The sequence below is a fragment of the Shewanella psychropiezotolerans genome (assembly GCF_007197555.1).
In the GTDB taxonomy this organism is placed as follows: Bacteria; Pseudomonadota; Gammaproteobacteria; order Enterobacterales; family Shewanellaceae; genus Shewanella; species Shewanella psychropiezotolerans.
The window spans coordinates 1567534-1588402 of the sequence record NZ_CP041614.1; the positions used below are offsets into that span (position 1 = coordinate 1567534).

At 45.9% G+C, this 20869-nt stretch carries 15 protein-coding genes; 8 read left to right on the forward strand and 7 right to left on the reverse strand.

From position 1 onward, the window contains the following. Positions 1-7: 7 nt before the first annotated feature. Positions 8-2944 carry a hybrid sensor histidine kinase/response regulator gene (locus FM037_RS06955; protein ID WP_144045402.1) on the reverse strand — a complete coding sequence of 979 codons (2937 nt, stop codon included), beginning with the start codon at positions 2942-2944 and terminating at the stop codon, positions 8-10. A gap of 1102 nt (positions 2945-4046) precedes the next feature. On the opposite strand from FM037_RS06955, the gene FM037_RS06960 reads away from it, so the two are divergent. Both FM037_RS06960 and FM037_RS06965 read left to right on the forward strand, forming a co-directional pair. Then, complete coding sequence (locus FM037_RS06960; RefSeq protein WP_144045403.1) at positions 4047-4403, forward strand: hypothetical protein; 357 nt, start codon at positions 4047-4049, stop codon at positions 4401-4403. 171 nt (positions 4404-4574) lie between these two features. Beyond that, on the forward strand, positions 4575-4898 hold the full coding sequence (locus FM037_RS06965) for a phosphorylase family protein (RefSeq protein WP_229381103.1): 324 nt from the start codon (positions 4575-4577) through the stop codon (positions 4896-4898). A 94-nt stretch (positions 4899-4992) separates the two neighbouring features. Here FM037_RS06965 and FM037_RS06970 read toward each other — a convergent pair whose 3' ends face one another. Then, on the reverse strand, positions 4993-5361 hold the full coding sequence (locus FM037_RS06970) for a PilZ domain-containing protein (protein ID WP_144045404.1): 369 nt from the start codon (positions 5359-5361) through the stop codon (positions 4993-4995). Positions 5362-5651: 290 nt separating this feature from the next. On the opposite strand from FM037_RS06970, the gene torR reads away from it, so the two are divergent. Further along, entirely contained in the window at positions 5652-6386 is a 735-nt protein-coding gene (gene torR, locus FM037_RS06975) for a two-component system response regulator TorR (RefSeq protein ID WP_144045405.1), read from the forward strand. Positions 6387-6432: 46 nt separating this feature from the next. Here torR and torT read toward each other — a convergent pair whose 3' ends face one another. After that, positions 6433-7773, reverse strand: coding sequence for a TMAO reductase system periplasmic protein TorT (gene torT, locus FM037_RS06980; RefSeq protein ID WP_229381104.1), 1341 nt, complete (start codon positions 7771-7773; stop codon positions 6433-6435). A gap of 59 nt (positions 7774-7832) precedes the next feature. Here torT and torS point away from each other — a divergent pair, with 59 nt between their 5' ends. The 3 genes from torS to FM037_RS06995 all read left to right on the forward strand — a co-directional run bounded on the left by torS (position 7833) and on the right by FM037_RS06995 (position 13478). Further along, positions 7833-10892 (forward strand): TMAO reductase system sensor histidine kinase/response regulator TorS, encoded by a 3060-nt coding sequence (gene torS, locus FM037_RS06985; protein ID WP_144045406.1) that lies wholly within the window; start codon positions 7833-7835, stop codon positions 10890-10892. A gap of 84 nt (positions 10893-10976) precedes the next feature. Further along, positions 10977-12260 carry a DEAD/DEAH box helicase gene (locus tag FM037_RS06990; RefSeq protein ID WP_144045407.1) on the forward strand — a complete coding sequence of 428 codons (1284 nt, stop codon included), beginning with the start codon at positions 10977-10979 and terminating at the stop codon, positions 12258-12260. Positions 12261-12473: 213 nt separating this feature from the next. Next, positions 12474-13478, forward strand: coding sequence for a dihydroorotate oxidase (locus FM037_RS06995; RefSeq protein ID WP_144045408.1), 1005 nt, complete (start codon positions 12474-12476; stop codon positions 13476-13478). 46 nt (positions 13479-13524) lie between these two features. On the opposite strand, the gene torD is transcribed toward FM037_RS06995, so the two are convergent. The 4 genes from torD to torE all read right to left on the reverse strand — a co-directional run bounded on the left by torD (position 13525) and on the right by torE (position 18336). Then, positions 13525-14163: a molecular chaperone TorD gene (gene torD / locus FM037_RS07000; protein ID WP_144048863.1), complete on the reverse strand. Its 639-nt coding sequence runs from the start codon at positions 14161-14163 to the stop codon at positions 13525-13527. Positions 14164-14226: 63 nt separating this feature from the next. Beyond that, positions 14227-16719: a trimethylamine-N-oxide reductase TorA gene (gene torA, locus FM037_RS07005; RefSeq protein ID WP_144045409.1), complete on the reverse strand. Its 2493-nt coding sequence runs from the start codon at positions 16717-16719 to the stop codon at positions 14227-14229. Between the two features lie 199 nt (positions 16720-16918). Next, positions 16919-18097 (reverse strand): pentaheme c-type cytochrome TorC, encoded by a 1179-nt coding sequence (torC, locus tag FM037_RS07010; RefSeq protein WP_144045410.1) that lies wholly within the window; start codon positions 18095-18097, stop codon positions 16919-16921. A 68-nt stretch (positions 18098-18165) separates the two neighbouring features. Then, entirely contained in the window at positions 18166-18336 is a 171-nt protein-coding gene (torE, locus tag FM037_RS07015; protein ID WP_144045411.1) for a trimethylamine N-oxide reductase system protein TorE, read from the reverse strand. A 167-nt stretch (positions 18337-18503) separates the two neighbouring features. Between torE and FM037_RS07020 the strand changes: the two genes are divergently transcribed. Then, positions 18504-19085, forward strand: a complete 582-nt coding sequence (locus tag FM037_RS07020) for a SecDF P1 head subdomain-containing protein (protein ID WP_144045412.1) — start codon at positions 18504-18506, stop codon at positions 19083-19085. Between the two features lie 403 nt (positions 19086-19488). After that, complete coding sequence (locus FM037_RS07025) at positions 19489-20865, forward strand: NCS2 family permease (protein WP_229381105.1); 1377 nt, start codon at positions 19489-19491, stop codon at positions 20863-20865. Positions 20866-20869: the final 4 nt, after the last annotated feature.

The following is a 20869-nucleotide window of genomic DNA, read 5'->3' on the forward strand; positions in this document are numbered from 1 at the left end:
GAATGTATTACGCTCGGCTAAGAGATAAATACTCGCTAATCTCTCTATTGGTTTGGTTCAGCAAACTGTTGAATGACAAGATTTGCTGTTTATTCAAGGCTACTGATTTAGATTCAATCTCATATTTTGAACTAAGTTCAGCTAATGCCGTTGCCCCTATGTTGGATGCAACACCTTTTAGTTCATGTAGTAAGTTGCTGACTTCATTATTTGTTCTATGAATAGATGACATATCTAAGTTGGAATAACTCTCAATAAAATATTCGAGCAGCTCTGCATATAGCTCCTCGTCATGATCTGTTATCCTTAATCCCGCATCCAGATCTAAGATCAGCTTATCTTTTTTGCTTACATCTTCTAAGTCGACATTCATCGGCAAACTTGCATCGTGGGGCTGAATCCAAGGTATATCATCTTTAGTCAGATGTTGAGCCAGAGAGGCGAGAAGTTTTTCGAAATTGATAGGTTTGCCTATGACATCATTCATGCCTGATGCAAATGCTCTCTGCTTATCTTCGTACATGATGTTAGCAGTGAGGGCGATGATAGGGAGTTCATGTAACTTTAGTTCAGCCCTTATCCTCTGTGTTGCATGATAACCATCTAAAACAGGCATTTGACAATCCATTAACACAGCATGGAATTGCTCTCTTTCTAAAATTTTAACCGCCTCAAGTCCATTGTTCACTATGGTGATATTGAGCCCTTTTTTCTGAAACAAAGCGTTTATCAACCTCTGGTTTGTTTCATTATCCTCTGCGAGTAAGATTTTTTTCCCGCGAATGGCGGCAATATTGTCAGCCATAGCCTCTTTAGTTGCATCAGCAAGCCCATCAGAAATAAGTGTAGAAATAGGGGATTTAAAATAGACGTTAACCATAAATTTGGTGCCCACGCCTTTTTCACTTTCGATGCGAATATCCCCATCCATGGACTCGACTAGCTGTTTGGTGATAGCTAACCCTAATCCCGTCCCTCCAAAGTGACGTGAGGTTGATGAGTCAGCCTGGGTGAAAGATTGGAATAAATTCTCGGTCTCCTGTTGGCTCATTCCGATACCTGTATCTTGGACTTCTATAAACAATCCTAAACGAGCTGGGTCACTTGTATCACTGATATTGCTTACTGATAAGCAAACGCAGCCTTGATGGGTAAACTTAACCGCATTACTCCCCAGGTTGAGCAGTACTTGATACACACGTAATGGGTCACCTCTTAAAATATGTGGGACCTTATCATCTATGTTAACTCTTAAGGTCACACTCGATTCCTGGGCCCTGTTACGGATAACAGTCTCAAAATCTCTGATGACATTTCTGATATCAAAATCGACCTCTTCCAGAGTCAACTTCTCGGCTTCAATTTTAGAAAAATCTAAAATATCATCAATGATCCCTAATAATAATTTGGCCGAATGATTAGCATCACGGATATAAGAACTTGTTTCAGAGTCGATATCATTTTGAAGTGCTAGATCTGTCATTCCAATAATGGCATTCATTGGGGTGCGGATCTCATGGCTCATATTTGCCAAGAAAAAGGATTTTGCTTCTTTTGCCCGCTCCGCGTCAGTGATGGCTTGATTTAAATTCTGGGTGAGCTCTACTACTTCATTATGAGAGCGGCGAACTGACATTAATAAGGCAGTCAGAGACATAAAAAACAGCCCTGCAAGCCACCAGATATTTTGAGTTATTTTATTCGCTTGTTTAATGCCTTGTGATTCTTTTTCTTGCATGTCAACTAGATAACTGTCTGCTGTAATCGCAGAAGCATGCATACTCGCTTTTATAGCTGCTATTTCAATTGACTTGTTAATGGATGATTCGAAGTTCTGTCTATATTGATCCAATGCATGAGTTATTACACTTAGCAATTTAGCTTCTTTATCTCCAATACTTTGCTTCGTGACTAAAATAGCTTGCTCTTGCGTATGTTTTAGGTGTTTTAGGACTATATTCTTATTGAAAAAAGAGTTTTCACTCATAGATGTGTAGAATTCATCTTCATACAATCTTAATTCGGTAATATCTAAAGTAAGAAGGTTGACCTCCTTTAGTGAGCTTACTTCGTTTAACATTAATTTTTCAGCATTTAAAACTCGATGTTCAGCCCCACTTAACATTTCATGTTGGAAATTGTCAAGAATATTTACCGCATCAATAAGGCTTACACCTGCAGCTTGTAATTTATTTCGCGTTGATTTTCCCAATAACAAGGTTAAAAAACTATTTGCCATGTTGATTGTGATTAAAAACTCTTCTTTGTTTGTCATGGATAAATTTTCAATTATTGAACTCACTTGAGAAATCATGATGTTTCTATCAGCATCATCCCCTTCATAATTTCTCAATAAGTTCATTATTCTTTGCGCTTTAATTCTAACGTCAGCAGTTGTTTTAACTACATTGTGTGCAATGTCCGCACTCGATGATAATTGCTTTATTTTTATAAGGTTGTCATTTGTTTCATCTTTTTTAAATTGAGTTAGTTTTATCAGGTTAGAAGTTAAGTTCTTTGCTGATAATATGATAGATTTTTTACCTTCGTTGAACATACGTTGGTGTTCTATAAAAGTCTTAAATTGTTTCTTATATTTTTCTAGCGCAGTAGTGAATTCTTTTTCTTTATTTGGGTAATCATTAAAGTATCCAGTTAACTCCTGTCCTTCAAAGCTCTTCATCAGCACATCCATGTTGAACTTAATTTCATCAGAAGAGAGTAATCTTCCATCTATGGTGTAAACAAGTTCATTTAATCTTGCTTTATCTAAAGCGGTTGTTGCCTTGTCAATGATAATATAATCATCGATATGAGAACTCAGGTTTACAAGTAAACTCGAACCTATAATACCAATAACAAATAATACAAAAATTAATAAGTAGAAGCGAATGGATATTTTTCTTATGACAAGCTTGTCCTTGTTTTTATATATTCCCACCATACTCCACCCTCATAACGTCTTAGTGCTTCTGTGTTGCCTGGTTTTCAAGGCATTAACTAGCTTGTTGGAATTGGCCTATGCCACATCCCCTACATTCACTTATTCTGCGCTATTGGCATTTTCTATGCTATAGCGATTTGTATCTTTACTGTAGCTATTTATTTAAAGGTAGGCAAGGTAAGTGTTTGATATTAATTGTTCTTTTACGTATTCCTCCACTGGGTTTTGACATCTGCTTTGTATTTGTAGTCAGTTTCAATCACCTTATATTGCCAACTATTTTTACAGAGACTTTCCCCGCTTATTTTCAGTTGTTGTAGGTTTGTGTGTTTGGTGAAAACTAGAATTTTAAATAACAGAAGCGTGGAAGCTGAACAGACCGTTATGCATGACATTGTTTGGAGTCGCGGAGCATGTCAGTTGCGGCTCTTTTGAAATCAAGAACCAGCGTCTCGCAGACCCTTGTAAAAGTAAGAGTGCACATCCCTCGCCGGAGGCAATAGATAACAATGATGGTTAGACCTTCAAACACACCGCCCAATATGAAAATAGTTAAATGCACCCAAAACAGAAATTTTCATCTATCTACTGCATGAAACATACACACTGCATAAGCCAACAGGCCAGAACTTATCACTCTAGCCGCATCTATGTTCATAATATTCTTGAATAATAATCAACTCCCTTAAGGTAGGCGTAGTCTAACAGTTGTACTACAGCAATGATAAATGGCGCTTTTGCTCAATACTTATATGAGTGTTTCGTGGTCTGGGCAAATTTACCTCCTACTTAAGCGCATCTTTCAATGCTTAGTAAGAGGTTCAAAGGCATGCCATTAACATTGAGTGGTTTAATTTGTTGTTAATTATGCTCAAGGAAGACGAAATTATGTGGTTTGGCAAAGGTGGCCTGAAAGAATGTTGATCTACCTAACATATGGCGCGATAGTTTTATGCCATATTAAGCATATTCTTAGATATCACTGCTTAACACCAGCGGGGTCATAGCGAATTTTTTTTTATGACTCTACTAAATTCATGGCACAAACTAGTTAACCAGTGCAAGCACACACTAACCATTCCATATAATGAGATAACACCCAATGAATATATTTAATACAGTCCTATTAGCCTCAACCTTAAGCATTGCAGCAGTGACGGGTGTGGCGCAGGCAAGTGACCTAACATGCAAGATCAAAGGTGGTGATGATATTACTATGACTAATATTAATATTCTGCGGTCGAATGAGTCGATAGTTAAGATTGATGGTGGGTACAAGTCACCTATACTAGGTAACATTTATCGAATCGATGGGGTTGATGGTCAAGACATTAGCGCAACGCCTACCTATCTTTCATACAACCAATATCCGTTAGCTGACCACAAGTTGTTTGCTACAGTACAAGTTTACGATGAAGAGGCGGTTACAGGCCTTTGTATAGTGACAGATGAAATCTAAGCAGTAGAGTTTATCGCTTCTGTCGCAAATAAAGGTGACAGTTTATGCACTTGCATACCTTTCACGATTCAGATTTATGACTTATTTCATTTCAAGGAATTGAGCTAGCTTTTGCATATCTTTGATGTGGAGTTGATTGTCTAGCTTCTCGATAAGATCCATTTCGATGAGTTGATTCACCACGCGGCTATAAACTCGCTCCGAACAGCCGAGGCGCTAGAGACTCCTGTTCGCTATGGTGGCATATTTACCAATGATTTTTTCTATGACGATCCCGATAATCTGCTGCCGGCATTACTTAAGATGAATATCTTGGCTTTAGATATGGAGTCGGCAGCTCTGTTTGCTATAGCAGCAGAAAGTCGCGTACAGGCATTGAGTATTCTTACCGTGTCGGATCACGTGGTTAAGGGCGGGGAGATGAGTCCCTTAGAGCGAGAAACCAGCTTTAATCAGATGCTGACGTTGGCACTAGAGACGGCAATTAAAGGCTAGCGTTAGTCATCACGAATGTGCTGCCGACTTCACTCAGCCGCCATATAGTTTATCAGGGGTTTACCCTTAACATAATATGGCTAAAAATGAGCAGTTACGAACTTTCGTGGTCTGCAATAAATAGCTCAAGTTCACGATTAAGCATAGATGAATCACCAGTATTGAGTTCGATCATGCGGCGAAGGTGACTGATGCTATCTACATCAATATGTGTACACCTAAGACCTAGGTGGCCAGATTTTTGATGGATAAGGTGAGTCTCCATCTGCACTTCGATATCCGAGCCCTGTAGAGTGAAACTGAGAATGATGGGCGTATTATCTACTGCAAAGGAGTCGGGTTCCTCAACGAGTGCCCCATTGAGACTGAGATCGAGAATCTTGGTCGCCCAGACCTTATCTGCTTGAGTTAGCTGTGCGCCTGTAGCAAATAGGATCCTTGAAAATTTACGTTTCTCGTCCATAACGCTTCCTTTATAACCTTTAATCATAAATGCTTTAGCTTTAGTTCAGCTATAGCATGGCATTAGTATAAGCATATGCCAACTTATAATGAGTGTAAAAATTCTTAGCGTTTTTATTAGGAAGAAGTCGCTAAAAAGAGGAGAAACCAAAGAAAGTAATGCCCAAGTCGCTATTTTCACTCTTGCTTATATGCAATTATGAAAAAATGTGAATAATGTAAGGTGAGTGATGTTTACTCGCTTTTCAAGACGCACTTTTCATCAGGAGTGAGCCTTCGGCTCTAGAGACTATGGCTAATTCAATTGCACACTCTACACCTCATACCGTATTGGTTGTCGATGACGAAGCCGTTATCAGAGCCCGTCTTAAAGGATACTTTGAGAAAGAGGGCTATCGCGTCCTCGAGGCCGAAGATGGTGAGCAGATGTGGTATGAGTTCGGCCGCCAACACGTAGATCTGGTCATGTTAGATATCAATCTTCCCAGGGTCGATGGCTTAAGCCTGGCAAGAGAATTACGTAGCCGTTCAGATGTTGGCATCATCTTAGTGACCGGACGTGATGAGGCCATAGATAAGATAATCGGCTTAGAGATGGGCGCCGATGATTATGTGACTAAACCATTCGAATTGCGTGAGTTGTTGGTCAGGGTCAAAAATCTACTTTGGCGGATCTCTCTGGTCAAGAAGGCTGAACAAGCTGTGATAGAGCAGCTCGATGAGAATGATGATGTGATCGCTTTCGAGGGATATATTCTTGAACTCAACAGTCGAAAGCTTAAGCATGGTGATGAGATAATCAAACTCACCAAGGCCGAATTCGAATTGTTGGCGACTTTTACATTGCATCCCCAGCAAGTGCTGTCACGTGAACGTCTGATGCAGAATACCAGTCACAGAAACCAAGATGTCAACGACAGGACCATAGATGTGATCATCAGAAGACTGAGAAACAAACTCAACCCTGAGCTGTTTACCACTATTCATGGTGAAGGTTATCTGTTCTCGGCAAAAGTCGGGGAGTAAAATCTTGAGCTTAAGACTTATCGCTTTCTTAGCCTTGTCTTGAGCCTTACCGCTTCTTTTCACTCTCTACCCTATATATCGGATAAAACTCTGCCGGTGCCAGGCTATTTTCAAGCTTATGTTTTTTCAACACATCACCTTGTAAGCCTTGAATCGCCGGACCTATATCACCGAAGGGCTTAGCGCCTTCAAGTTCTCGAACGACGACATCTATCGCCAGTTTTCCCTGGAGTACCACAGAGTCATCAGCACTGAATGCGACTCTGTGCCTGAACAAGCCCCTGAGTACGGCGGGGGACAGGTAACTGCTCACTAGCTTTATTTGAGGCATTTCACTTAGCTGAGGCTCTAGCTCAGAGTGTGGTGACTTAGAGCCATGGCGCGCCTGTCTGATGGCCAACTCTCCGACGGCCGCCTCGATAGCAACCGCACTGCCTAAGATATAATCTGGAGTTTGATCTTTGAGCAGGTGGTAGAGTTGATCTCGATAGAGGTTACGGTTGTTATCGGCATGGCGGATAGAAGAGATAGTGATCTTGCTGCTTTTCGAACTGGTATTAGCACTGTCACTCGAGCTCGATGTAGAGTCAGGTTGCAGAGCGGCCATGATCCCTTCCTCGACCCAATCGCTACCTCCTTGCTTTTCAGGGCCGGTCAGCAGGGCAACACTTGCCTGTTGAGCTTTACTATGTTCGACATCTTGTTTGATGAAGTTGCCAGCAAACCAACCCATTCGGTACCAGTTGACACCGATACGGGTCGTCACCTTGTGGTTGTCTATTCTATTAACCAGGGCGATAACGGGCTTAGTGATGGGCTGGTGAAAAGAGGCGAGAAGTTTAGGATCGACAGTGCCAAGCAATATGGCATCATAATCGCCATCCATGCAGTGTGATAGCTGGCTGAGTTGTTTATCTTTTCCGTAATAGCTGCCAGCCTCGAAGAGCTCTAATGTTATATTCAGTGCTCTGGCGTGCTGCACTAGACCATAATCTATGCCGATCCAGTAGGCGTCTTTAAGATGTGGCACCAGTGTACATATTTTCCAGGCTTGTTTGGCGCGTTTAAGAGGATAGTATGCTTGAGTTTTAGCCTGTTGGACTTTGACATTGAAGGGGCTACGCTGCTCTAATGACCAGGCCGAAGAGTTTGTGCTGGCATGGGCGAAGTTTCCGCCCAAAATGGAAAGTACAATAAAGAATATTAGCCCGGCAAGAGCGGTTACGTATCTATTTGTGTCGGTTCTTATATTTAAGGTTTCGACTGCTAATATTCTGGTGATCTTGGTTGCAGTATCTATGAATGTTGAGACTCTGATTTTAGCTGCTGAGGTTCTGCTAACTGGAATTTGAGTATCTATAAGAGTCGCACCATTTTGCAGCGTCATTGCCATGCCATCATTGAAGGTAAAATGTCTAAATTTATTGTATCAGGTTAAGGAAAAAGATGCCCTTCACGCTATCGGGAAAGAGTCTAGTTGGACGTCTCATGTTGTCCTTCTGCTTACTCGCCTTCTTGCTTATGTTACTCGTATCCGTGGGAAGCTTGAGCCTCTACTGGGTGAAGTTGGCGGATAAATTTCTCTATGATGAGGCGCTACCTGCATCACAGGCTGCGCGTAGTTTGGTGCAATCCTCTAATGCATTGGCTGAAAATGCACAGGCACTCGGCACCGTCGAGGAGGAGGCACAAAGACAGTTCATTGGCCGAATGCTGTCGATTAATAGCAGTAACTTACTCGGTACCATTGCCAGCCTTAAATCACTAGGGGTGCAGAAGGATCATAGGTTAGAGCTCTCTGCTGGAGAGATAATTCATGAACTGGCTCGCTTAGGTACGCAGGTAGGTAAGCGTCTGGAAGTGGCGGGGCAGTTGTCTCGAGTGGGCAAGGCTCTGGTTGATTCAGCCCGTCACAGCACTGAGTTGCTTGAAGCCGAGCTTGCTGTTGTTAACTCGGCCATCTTGGCCAAGTTGAGTCTGGCTTATCCGCAGATCGCCGGTAAGGTTAATAGTGCACATCTGCTGGACGACGTGATTGAGCAAGATCTAGATATTCAGGAGCGCCTCAACCGTGCACTCAAGGTGATACATCATATTGCTCTGGTGGGCCAATTGCTGCAATCACCAGAGCATGAGGCTGCGCTGGCAACCTTGCTCAGTTCACTGTCACAACAGCAGACTGTCAGCTTGTCTTCAACCTATCAGATCATTAATAGCTCTCAAGGCCTGCCTAACTCTCCTGATCTGAATAACGCAGGACCTCAAATCGATCTGATGGCGTTGGAGTTACTCAAGGGCTTGATAAGAGATCCTGTCAGAGAGCATGAGTTGACCGCAGAATTAGTGGTATTGCGCCGGGTTGGCGAAGGGTTGGCGGCTCAGAGACAGTATGTTCATTTACTGAGGGCTCAGGATAAGCTGCTGAGATTACTCTCGGATAAATTAACCGGCTTGAACCGTACCTTAGACAGTGCTATGGCTAGCCAACAGGCCAAAGCCGAGTTGGCTCGGGGAGATTACCTACAGCAACTCTTTTGGGCAAAAACAGGTCTTTGGAGTACGGGAGTCTTGATGCTGCTGGTGATCTTGTTTGTCATGTATCGGGTTATCTATAAAGGTATTGCCGTCAGGCTTAACGAGGCGACCCATGCCTTGTCTAGGTTGAGCTTGGGAGATACAGATGTGAGCCTTAATTCCCATGGTGATGATGAATTGACCGCCATGGCCAATGCGATTCAAGCATTTAAGCAGAAGACCGCTCACAATCAAAAGCTACAGGCTCAGCTGCTCGACACTGCAGCCGAGCTAACTCAGCACAAGGCAGAGCTGGAGAGTACCGTCGAGGCGCGAACTCTGGAATTAGCCATCGCCAACAGACAATTGGATGCCGAGGCCAGAGGCCACGCTCAAGCCAGAAAGATGGCAGAGCAGGCGAGTCAGGCCAAGTCACTGTTTTTAGCCACTATGAGTCATGAGATCCGCACTCCCCTCAATGGCCTGCTTGGCACCTTGACCTTACTCGGCCACTCAGACTTGCCCCTTGCACAGAAGCAGATGTTGGCTCTGTCCCAATATAGCGGCACCCTGCTGCAAACCGTGCTTAACGATATCTTGGATTTCTCCAGGTTAGAGCAAGGCAAGCTCACCAATGAAACTAGGCCAGTGGCCATCAATGAACTCATCGATGAAGTGGTGGCTATAATGCTTGCCGGGGCTGGTCTCGCCGGTTTGCAGCTGGTGCTCGAGAGTCCGCGTTTACCCGCATGGGTCAGCTTGGATGGCCCCAAACTTCGCCAAGTGCTGTTTAATCTTATTGGTAACGGTATCAAGTTTACCCCGGAGGGGGAAGTGAGGCTGAGAGTCTCTTTCGATGAAATCCAATTGTATTTCGAGGTGATTGATACTGGTTTAGGTATAGGTGCTGATGCCATGCCGCATCTGTTTAAAGCCTATAGCGCTCAGCTCAATAAAGGGCGCTCTAGAGGAACCGGTCTGGGGCTGGCAATCAGTAAAGAGCTGGTGGACTTGATGAAGCAGGTCCCTACTTCACATGAAGTTTCAAATGAGGCGTTACAAGAGAAGACACTAGAGAGGGCTGGCCAAGTCAATTGCCAGGTGGATTCCCTTTGGGTTAAGAGTCAGTCGGGTCGTGGCAGCAGTTTTGGCTTTAGCTTGCCTCTGATAGAGTGTCAGCGAGTGAATGATAGCGGGGCTCAGGACTTGGAACATGTGACGAAAAAACGTGTCTTAGTGGTTGAGGATAACAAGGTCAATGCCATGGTGGCCCAAGGGTTCCTGGCCCACTTAGGTCATGAGTCTGTCCTGGCGAGTAGCTGTGAGCAGGCGCGTATACTATACGGTGAGAATACTGCTGATAAATTTGATGCCATCATGTTGGACATTCAGTTGGGGGATGGCTCCGGGTTTGAACTCGTTAGTGACTTAAGAGCGGTAAACTATAAAGTGAATCAAAGGGCCGATCATCGAGTGCCTATTGCTGCATTTACCGCTCAGCTCCAGGCCGATGATCTCTCCCATTATCAACAGGCTGGCTTCGATATCGTGTTAGGTAAACCCCTCAACATGCAATCTTTGGCCGCCTGGATAGGGCTGGCGAGTGAGACAAATGTCGAAGACGCAGAAAATATTGCAGTCATAGCCGAGACGCTCACCCAAGCAAGAGCAGCAGGTGAGATATCTCACCTGCTGGATCTGACTCAGATTGAGCAAGATATTGAATATCTGGGACAGGAGGCAGTGATTGACATGCTGGCTCTGTTTATTGAGTCGAGCCAAGCTCAGCTCTCTGAGCTGCAAACCTTTACCGCTAACAGCCCAAGGTTACTCCATGCCCTCAAGGGCAGCAGTGCAAGCATGGGGCTGTTAGCCCTGTCTAAGCTTTGTCAGTCACTGGAGAAAAATCAATATCGAGCCAGCCAACATGAACAGTTGAACGGCTGCTTAACTCGTTCAATCGAAGCGCTGAGAGTATATTTGGAAGCATAAGACGTCGTTGAATCCTTATTCCAGCTAAACAGTGATACAATTCGCGGCAGTTTCTTTCTTGTTTTAATCTAGGTATTCCCCCGTATGTCTGATCGCGCTAACCCTGCTGCTAATCATGGATTTTCATCTCTATCCCTAAAACCAGAATTGCTGCAGGTGTTGACTGAATTAGGCTATAGTCAGCCTACACCGATTCAGACTCAGGCGATTCCGGCAATTTTAGCCGGACAGGACATCATGGCCGGTGCTCAAACCGGCTCGGGAAAAACCGCCGCGTTTGCGCTGCCCATTCTCAATAGGTTAAGCGCACAAACCTGTCTGCAAAAGCCTGAAGCGCAAAACTCTGTCGACAAACCTGCTATTCATGCCCTAGTGTTGACGCCAACCCGTGAGCTGGCTTTGCAGGTCCATGGGAGCTTCGTTAAATACGCTAAGCAGACTCAGCTTAAATCTGCTCTGGTATATGGCGGTGTAAGCATAGATGCTCAGGCTCAGATCTTAGCGGCTGGGGTCGATATCTTGGTTGCCACCCCTGGGCGTCTGCTGGATCACTTAAGGCGTGGTTCTCTGAGCCTTAGTTTACTTGAATTTTTGGTATTCGATGAAGCCGATCGTATGTTGGATATGGGCTTTAAAGATGAGATAGATGCCATCGTCAAACAGCTGCCTAAGACTCGCCAAACCTTGTTGTTTTCTGCTACCTTCGATGAATCACTCTATGGCTTGAGTCAATCACTATTACGCGATCCTAAACTTATCGAGGTAGGTGAGCGAAATGCCGCGGCTGTCGAAATTGAGCAGCGGGTTTATGCCGTCGACAGTGACAGAAAGCTTGGCTTAATCACTCATCTTATCGAGTCGGGTAAGTTACAGCAGGTACTCATTTTTAGCCGTAAGAAGGTGGCCGCCGACAAGCTGGCCGCTAACTTAATCAAGGCGGGGATTTCGGCTCAGGCTTTTCATGGCGATCTCTCTCAGGGCGCACGGGAAAAGGTGCTGCAAAGTTTTAAGGATGGTGAAGTTCGCGTGCTGGTGGCGACAGACGTTGCTGCAAGGGGGATCGATATTATCGACCTTAACTATGTGGTCAACTATGAATTGCCCTATAAGGCCGAGGATTATGTTCATCGTATCGGCCGCACGGGCCGCGCTGGTAATAAGGGCGTTGCAATCACATTACTCTGTCGTGAAGATGAGCATCTGCTCGAAGAAGTTGAAGCCGTGCTCGATAAGCGGCTTCCTCAGCAGTGGTTAGCAGGCTTTGAGCCTGATCTGACTAAGAGTGTAGATACACCCAAGAAAGGGGGGCGAAATGCCCACAAGCAGCGCGCCAAGAAGCGAGCTAATGGCGGTAGGCGAGGTCGTTAATACTAGAGTCGAACGTTAAAATTACTGATATTCTGTTAGCTCGGCTGCGTAAATGAGATCAGATGGGGGTAAACTTTGTCTGATCTAGATATTAAGATCACCAAATAAAACCTGTATCTGAACTCCTTGTTTTAAATCGGCTGAGGATCAATTTTTTACCCTAAGTAAGCTGTTAGTCTCATCTCCCGTTTGTGAACAGAAACGGAGCCTCACATGTCTAATCCTATCCATAATGATAATACCTCATCGATTGAAGCTGTTAATCGTTGCGTGAATAAGCGCATCAGTACCAGCATTGCACAAGTTCCATTAGCGAGTTTTATCTTCAATGCATCGGGCCCACGTTGTACCGAGGAAGATGAACTTAACTTGCTTGGAGCCTCAGCTTCTGCTGCCATCATGACTAAATCCTGCACTCTGAAGCCCAGAGAGGGCAATGCCGAGCCGAGATACCAAGCTTTGCCTCTGGGCTCTATACAGTCTATGGGGTTACCTAACTTAGGTTATCAGGCATATCTGGAGATGCTGCCTAGGTTAAAGCAAGCTATCTCTCCCCAAACCAATAAGCCGATAGTGGTGAGTGTTTCAGGCTTCTCAATCACTGATAATGTGGTCATGGTTAAGGCGTTTCAAGCCAGCTGCGCCGACCTTATCGAAGTCAATTTTTCTTGCCCCAATATCGAAGGCAAGCCTCAGGTCGGATACGATTTTGAGCAGACTGAGCGAGCATTGGAGCAATTATGCCAGCTAGGCAGTAAGCCTATAGGTTTAAAATTGCCACCTTATTTCGATTTTTCCCATTTCATCACCATGGCTAATATCATCAAGAAGTTTCCGGTGAGCTTTATCACCTGCATCAACTCCGTGGGTAACACCTTAGTGATTGACCCGGAAACCGAGAGTGCCATCATCAAGCCAAAGGGCGGCTTCGGCGGCTTGTGCGGTGATTACATTAAGCCTATCGGTCTTGCCAATGTTAGGGCTTTTAGTCAGCTTCTGCCTTCGAGCATAGATATCATAGGAGTTGGCGGAATCAAAACCGGCACTGATGCGTTTGAGTATCTGCTGGCTGGCGCGTCGGCGGTACAAGTCGCGACTTGTTTCGAGAAGGAGGGGGTTGAGTGCTTCGATAGGATTGCTAAGGAGCTCGATAGCATAATGGTCGCTAAGCAGTATTCAAGCATCGCGGCCGCCAAGGGCAAGTTGAAAATGATTTAATACATTAAGATCCTAGGATCTAGGTCCTAGGATCTTTGCAGCAGATTTAACTTTCTTCTGTTAATCCTGCTAAGTCTGAGTTGACCCAAGATTGCGTCAATCTTGCTAATGCACAGTAAAAGTCGCCACTGTCACACTGAGTCACTTTAGCGGCAAACTTGCCTAGCCAGCTGTTGAGGTATGACTCGATAAAGCTGAGCTGCTCTTCGTCGCTAGCCGATAAGCATAGATGCTCAACATAAGCCAAGATCACCGCTAAGTGATCCGCAGGCTCAGGGAAGCTGGTTTGCACCTGCAGCTGGCTCTGTTTAAGAAACAGCACCATCAGCTGATGCTGCTCACCAAACAGTAAGGGCTGATCGCCACCCTTAGCGCTCTTGCTTGTATCTTGGAGATAGAGGCTGGCATAGGGTGAGGCACTGTGTTTGGTGCCCACCAAAAACAGGCCGCAATAATCTGCGGCAAGCTCCATCAGAGCCTTATCTGACGTTAAGCTTTCCAGCACGCTAACCATGGCATCGACATCTTGCTTAAAGCTTGGCTCACTGGCGAGCTGAGCCCAGAATGCTTTGGCAGGCTCACTGGTCAGCTCATGGAGCAGTTGATGATCGATCTCCTTAGCAAACAGGGAGGAGAGCAGGCGATAGACCATGGCTCGTGCTTTATTCATGTCTGTGTTATTCATCTGATCCTCTGATATTGCCGGGTTAGTTATGCTGTTTTCCATATTATCACTATTCTTTGCTGGTTATACCAAGGTCTCAACCGGGCCATCGAATGAACTGACCTGAGGCACCTTGCCACGGAACTTCTCAAACTCAACCTGGCAAGTGTAAGCGGCGCAGGCTTGAGCGAGCTTAGAGGTGCCGATATCTTGGGTTAGCGTGTTTGGATCGCCATAGCTACACAGGGCGCCAACTTCGGCTCCGCCTTCCTTGCTGCCATCTTTACCAACTGGGCCATACCAAGCGCCTTCGTGGATGCGTATGATGCCTTTCGGGAAGCTGTCCGATATCACAGCGCCGGCAAGTAGTTGACCACGGTCGTTAAACACCCGGACGATATCACCATCCTTGATGCCACGAGACTTGGCATCTTCGGGGCTCAGGTATACCGGCTCACGGCCTTGAACCGTATAGGTTTCACGGTACTCTTGCGACTCACACATCTGTGAGTGGAGGCGTTTATCTGGATGACATGACTGCATCCAAACCGGGAACTTGTTTGAACCCGGACCGCCATGGCTACGTTCTGTCTTCTCCATCCAGGTTGGATGGCCGGGACAATCATCATAGCCAAATTGAGCTATCTTGCGGCTGAAGATCTCGATAAGCCCCGATGGGGTGCCCAATGGATTGATCTCAGGGTCTTCTCTGAAGTCCGCATGTCGGGTCCATGGCTTACCTTCACCGAAGTGAACATAACCATCCTTCCAGAAAGTATCGAAGTCCGGCATAGCGAACTTGCCAGCATTGGCTGATTTACAATCGTTATACAGCTTCTTCAACCAGTCCTGCTCGCTCATGTTACGAGTATATTCTTTCTCTTTACCCATGACCGCGGCGAAACGGGTGAAGATCTCGAAGTCAGACAGACTCTCGAATAGGGGCTCAACCATCTTGTGCATCGCGAGTATGCCGCGGTTGGCGTAGCTGCCGTACACATCGATATCGTTACGCTCAAGCGTGGTACAAGCCGGCAGAACTATGTCTGAGAAGCGGCAGGTGGCGGTCCAGTTCATATCGATAGTGACCACACACTCAAGCTTATGGAACGCCTGCTTCATCTTGTTTCTGTCTTGATGATGGTTCCAGGGATTGTTGCCCGAGAACACCATCATCTTGATATCAGGGAAGGTGACCTTAGAGCCGTTGGCATCGATAGTCTTGCCGGGTTCCATAATCGCGTCGATCCAGCGGGCAACCGGAATGGTGCTGCTGGCGCCCTTGAAATCATTGCTATCGAACAATGGCTTCTGATCTTCATCCAGGTTACGTGGAAATGCCCCAGGTGCAGCAGCGCCCGATGAAGGCACACCGATACTCGAGTAGTGGTGTCCATAGCTGATGCCGCCGCCGGGTAGGCCTATTTGGCCAATCATGGTGGCCAGAACCGCCGCCATCCAGTAGGGCTGCTCGCCGTGTTGCTGGCGCTGAATACACCAGCCCATCATCAACTGAGTACGGCCCTGGGTCATTACCTTAGCCAGATCGCGGATGATCTCTGGGGTTACCCCTGAGATTTTACTGGCCCATTCGGGTGTCTTGGCTACGCCGTCGCTCTCACCGAGCAGGTAAGGCAGGAATCTGTCGAAACCTAGGCTGTAACCATCGATAAACGTCTTATCGTGTAAACCCTTAGTAACCATCTCATGGGCGATACCTAGCATAAGTGCCACATCTGTCTGTGGATTAACGTAGAGCTGCTCACAGCCCAGGTATTTCTGAGTCTTAGTGATCACAGGATCTATGCTGATCACGCGGATCTTACCTTGCTTAACCTTCTCCTTGAGCTGAGCAAGGTAAGCGAAGGACTCATGGGTCTCAGCGTTCCAACCCACCTGCAGGTTCTTGTAAGGGTCGTTTGACCACAAGATGATGGTCTTAGATTCCTCGAGGATCAGTGGCCAGGAGGTGCCCTGGGCATAGACTTCGGTGGAGCCTAAGATGTAAGGCATGATGGTCTGTCCGGCACCTGTGGAATAGTCGCCAATCTTCTTAACGAAGTTGCCATGCATGCCGATGGCGCGCTGCATATGGCTGGTGCTCGAATGCAGTTGGCCGGTGGCGCGCCAGCCGGTTTGACCCGCATGCAGGCCAGATGGACCGTACTTAGTTTGCACCTCATCGAGTGAATCTTTCAGCAGATTAAGCGCCTTGTCCCAGGTGACACGGACGAAGCGAAAATCGCCGCGCTGTGTGGTGTCACTCTTATGTCCGTTTAGCAGGAAGTCGAGACGCACCATAGGGTAGCGAACCCGAGATGGGTTGTAGACCAGGCCCTTGATGCCGTTAATCATATCCGTAGGATACTTGTCTAAGTCGAATGGCTTAACCTGATCGATAACGCCGTTCTTACGTTTTATCTTAAACGCGCCGAAGTGAGTGCCCGTGGTTAACCAACCATCTTTCGACTTAGCGCCCGAAGCCGCCAGCGCATTGAGTGGTGCCAGTACCGATGCGCCGCTCAGGACCACATAAGATGTCGATACAAGTCCTTTTAAAAAGTGTCTTCTGTTCATGTCTGTTGTCCTAAATTAATGCGCTGACTTGTCGAAATTTGGGTATGATGCGTTGCAATCAGACTGATCATTTCTATTTTGATATTCATAGTTCCAGTCCTCAATACTAGTGCGCTGACTTGTCGGAATTTGTGTATAAGTGCGCTGCAATCAGACTGATTATTTTTTATTTTGATATTCATAGTTCCAGTCCTTATGACTAATGCGCTGACTTGTCGAAAGTAGATGAGTGCTCTTGCAGGTACTTCTGCACTAAGGCTTGCGTATCTTGGTCCATGTTGACGAAGGCTATCATGCCCTGGAACATACCCGGCCAGCTGTTGGCATCGAAGTGATTCTCGTCAGGCTGGGTGTGACATACGCTACAGCTGGTGGAATATGTCGAGCGGGCATAGTCCCACAGAGGTTGAAGATCGGTGACAAGATAGTCTTTTTCTGTCCAGATCTTAGCCTCGACACGTTGCCAAGTCAGGCCTGTCATAGGATCTTCCTTCTCTTCGAAGACCTGCATCACGCCCTCTTCGAGCGCCGCATCTTTGGTCAGTTGCGCAGACAGTATGTTGAGGCCGAAATCGTAATAGATGACGCGACCCGCACCGACCTTCTTACGCCAGCCGTCTATGCGTACCTTAACGCGGTTGCCTTTGGTCTCTAGTACCTTGACCTTAGTGGCTATGTTCAGAGTTCCCGCTTCAACGTCTGTCTTATCGTTGTAGAATAATGGCTTAGTTAACGCGGTGAAGTAGAACTGTTCGGTTTGCAGTGACCTTTCACCAGAGCCTACTTGAGCGATGAGCTCCGGGGCGCGTGAAGTACCCATATCGGGTAACTTGTGTGCGATTCCCTTGTGACAATCGATACAGCTTTGATCTATCTCGGCGGCTCGCTTCATCTGCTTCTGAGCCAGTTTTGACATGTCTTCCCACTTCATCGAGTCGTAGTTATGACAGTTTTTACAGGCGAGAGAGTTATCACGATCGAATCGTTTCCACTCACGGCTGGCCATCTCGAGACGTTTATCTTCAAATTTCTCTGGGGTATTTACCGTCTGTAGCATCCAACCCCACATGTCGTGAGAGGCCTCAATCTTACGGGCAATCTTACGGCTCCAGTTGTGTGGCACGTGACAATCGGGGCAGGTCGCTCGCACGCCGGAATGATTCGACCAGTGGACGGTTTCCTGTAGCTCCTTGTATGGCATGCTCTCCATACTGTGACAGCTGATACAGAACTCTTCGGTATTGGTCATCTCAAGAGCCGTGTTAAAACCGCCCCAGAAGATGACACCCATAAGAAAGGCCGAGAGACTGACTGTGCCTAAGGTTAGGTACTTGGCAGGCTTGGTCAGTGTGCGCCAAATGTTGATAAACCACTTCATAACAGCATCCTTTAAATCTAAAAATTTGTTTCGTCGTTTGAGTTTTTTTACGTGTTGTTAATTCGCTATTAGTGGCCGACGACTCCGCCAAATGCCTGGATCATCCAAATAATGAAGCCATAGGCACTGATGCCTGTGATGGTGATGATGGGAAACAACAGGAAGATGATAAAACCTAGGGCTTTAAGCTCTTTGGTTTTAACTTGCTTGACTGATTCTGATGACGTTTGCTGTGTCATAGCGGACTCTCTCTAGTGATCTTATCTCTGATGACACCAATATAGAGCAGGAATATGAACAGGAGTCATGCATGGAATGAATGAGTTTTGACAAAATATGAAGAAATATGAACAAAATCTGCCACCGGTTAACTCTCGCTGACATGACCATAAATTAGGGCTCTGAAATGGCTATCGAGATTAGAGAAACTGGGATAATATCCAATCCACTTTTGGCCATTTTTATTAGGTTGTTGACGATGAGATCTTTCACCTCATTTATGCTCATTTTACTGTTGGGTGTATGCTCTTTTGGGGCTTGGAGTCACGATACAAACCCAAGTGCTCATGATACAAATTTAAGTGATCATAATAGACATTCAGATCAAGTCAGAGTGGCACAGCTTAGTTTTATTTGGATTTCTCAGATCGAAAAAGGTGCTGAGATCCTGGAGAAAGGGGAGGGTGATCTTGAAAACATTATCGGGTTTCGTGGCAATCATTACCGCTTTCTTGGAAGTGAAATTATAGGAAACCAAGATATATTAAGACTTGAAGCTCATTCAGCTAACGCTGTGAGCATAGAGCTGACTCAAAATGGCGCAGCTAAGTTATCAAGTGCAACGGCAAATAATATTGGTAAGCAGATGGCAGTGTTGCTTGATGGGAAAGCAGTAAATGTTGCAACCGTTCAGATGAGGTTAGGTGCTGTAATGATTATTACAGGCCTGACAGAGGAACAAGTAAACGACTTAGTTCTTAGATTCTAGAACCTAGGAATTAGATATTTATCGCCACTAACTGCCAAATTGGAAAGTTATTTGAGATACCGAGTCTATGGAAGTTCATTATCTGATACATACAATAGTAATACGGTATAAACCTTAGGCTCAAAAAAACCATAACAGAATAGTCGCACTCGTTCGTTTTTTAGAACAATTGTAAGATCAGCCACTCATTTTCTAGGTCTAAAGTATTAGATGCTGTAAACTTCGGCGTCAACAAAGGCTGTGATTTAGCGTGTTTAACGCCGATGATAGTTAACCAGAGTGTTGATTATCTGCAGGTCACAATAAAATACAATCAAGTATTCGTGGATCTCTCACCCGTTTGATTAACGGGGCTCTCACCTGCCACAGCCTTATAAATTTAAGAGATCAAAGGTATAAAATTATGCAGTCTGAACAGACGAGCCCTACACAAGATACATCGTTAGATACACAAGCTAATTCCAGTTCTTTCCTGGATAACTACTTCAGTATTACTCAACGTGGCAGCACCCTAAAGCGTGAACTCATCGCGGGATTAACCACCTTCCTGGCTATGGTCTACTCGGTGATCGTGGTGCCTAATATGTTGGGAGCCGCGGGCTTCGATCCCGGCGCCGTGTTTATTTCCACCTGTATGATAGCCGCATTCGGCTCTTTATTGATGGGCTTATGGGCTAACTTACCCATGGCCATAGGTTGCGCCATTTCATTAACGGCTTTTACCGCTTTTAGCATGGTGTTGGGTCAGGGCATCTCAATCCCCGTGACTTTAGGCGCCATTTTCTTGATGGGAGTAGTATTCACATTTGTGAGTGTGACCGGTCTACGTCAGTGGATACTGACTAACCTGCCAAAGGGCATAGCCCATGGGACTGGTATCGGTATCGGATTGTTTCTATTGTTGATCGCCACTAACAGTGTACAGCTCATCGTCGGCAGTGATGCCGGGCTGCCTGTGAAACTGGGTGATATTACCAGCCTGCCTGTGATTGCTGCCATTGTCGGTCTGGCAGCCACCATAGGTTTCGAGCGTCGCGGCATACCAGGCGGGATATTGATCGTGATCGTTGCCTTGTCGGTTTTTGGTCTGATATTCGACCCTGCAGTTAAATATCAAGGTCTATTCGCTTGGCCGGATCTTATGTCTGAGCAGTCTCTTATTGGTCAGCTGGATATCATGGGCGCCCTGAATCCAGTGGTCTTGCCAATTGTATTAGCCTTGGTGATGACGGCGATATTCGATGCGACCGGCACGATACGCGCCGTTGCAGGGCAAGCCGGGTTGCTGGATAAAGATGACAAGATAATCGGTGGAGGAAGGGCACTAACTTCAGACTCGGTCAGCAGTATCGTCGCCGGTGCCGTTGGCGGAGCACCTGCCGCCGTGTATATCGAGTCAGCCGCTGGCACCGCAGCCGGCGGTAAGACGGGACTTACTGCAACCATAGTCGGTCTGCTGTTTGTCATGATGATGTTCCTCGCACCGCTGAGCTATCTGGTGCCAGCTTACGCCACGGCGCCAGCGCTTATGTATGTGGGTCTATTGATGCTGAGTAATGTCACTAAGCTGGATTTTAATGACAAGGTCGATGCTATGGCAGGATTGACCTGTGCCATCTTCATCATCTTAAGTTCGAACATCGTCACCGGCATCATGCTGGGTTTTGTCACTCTGGTGATTGGCCGTTTATGCAGCGGTGAATGGCGCGCGCTCAAGCCCGGTGTAATAGCCATTACCTTAGGCCTAGTTATCTTCTATATGGGTGGTTGGGCGATATAATGGA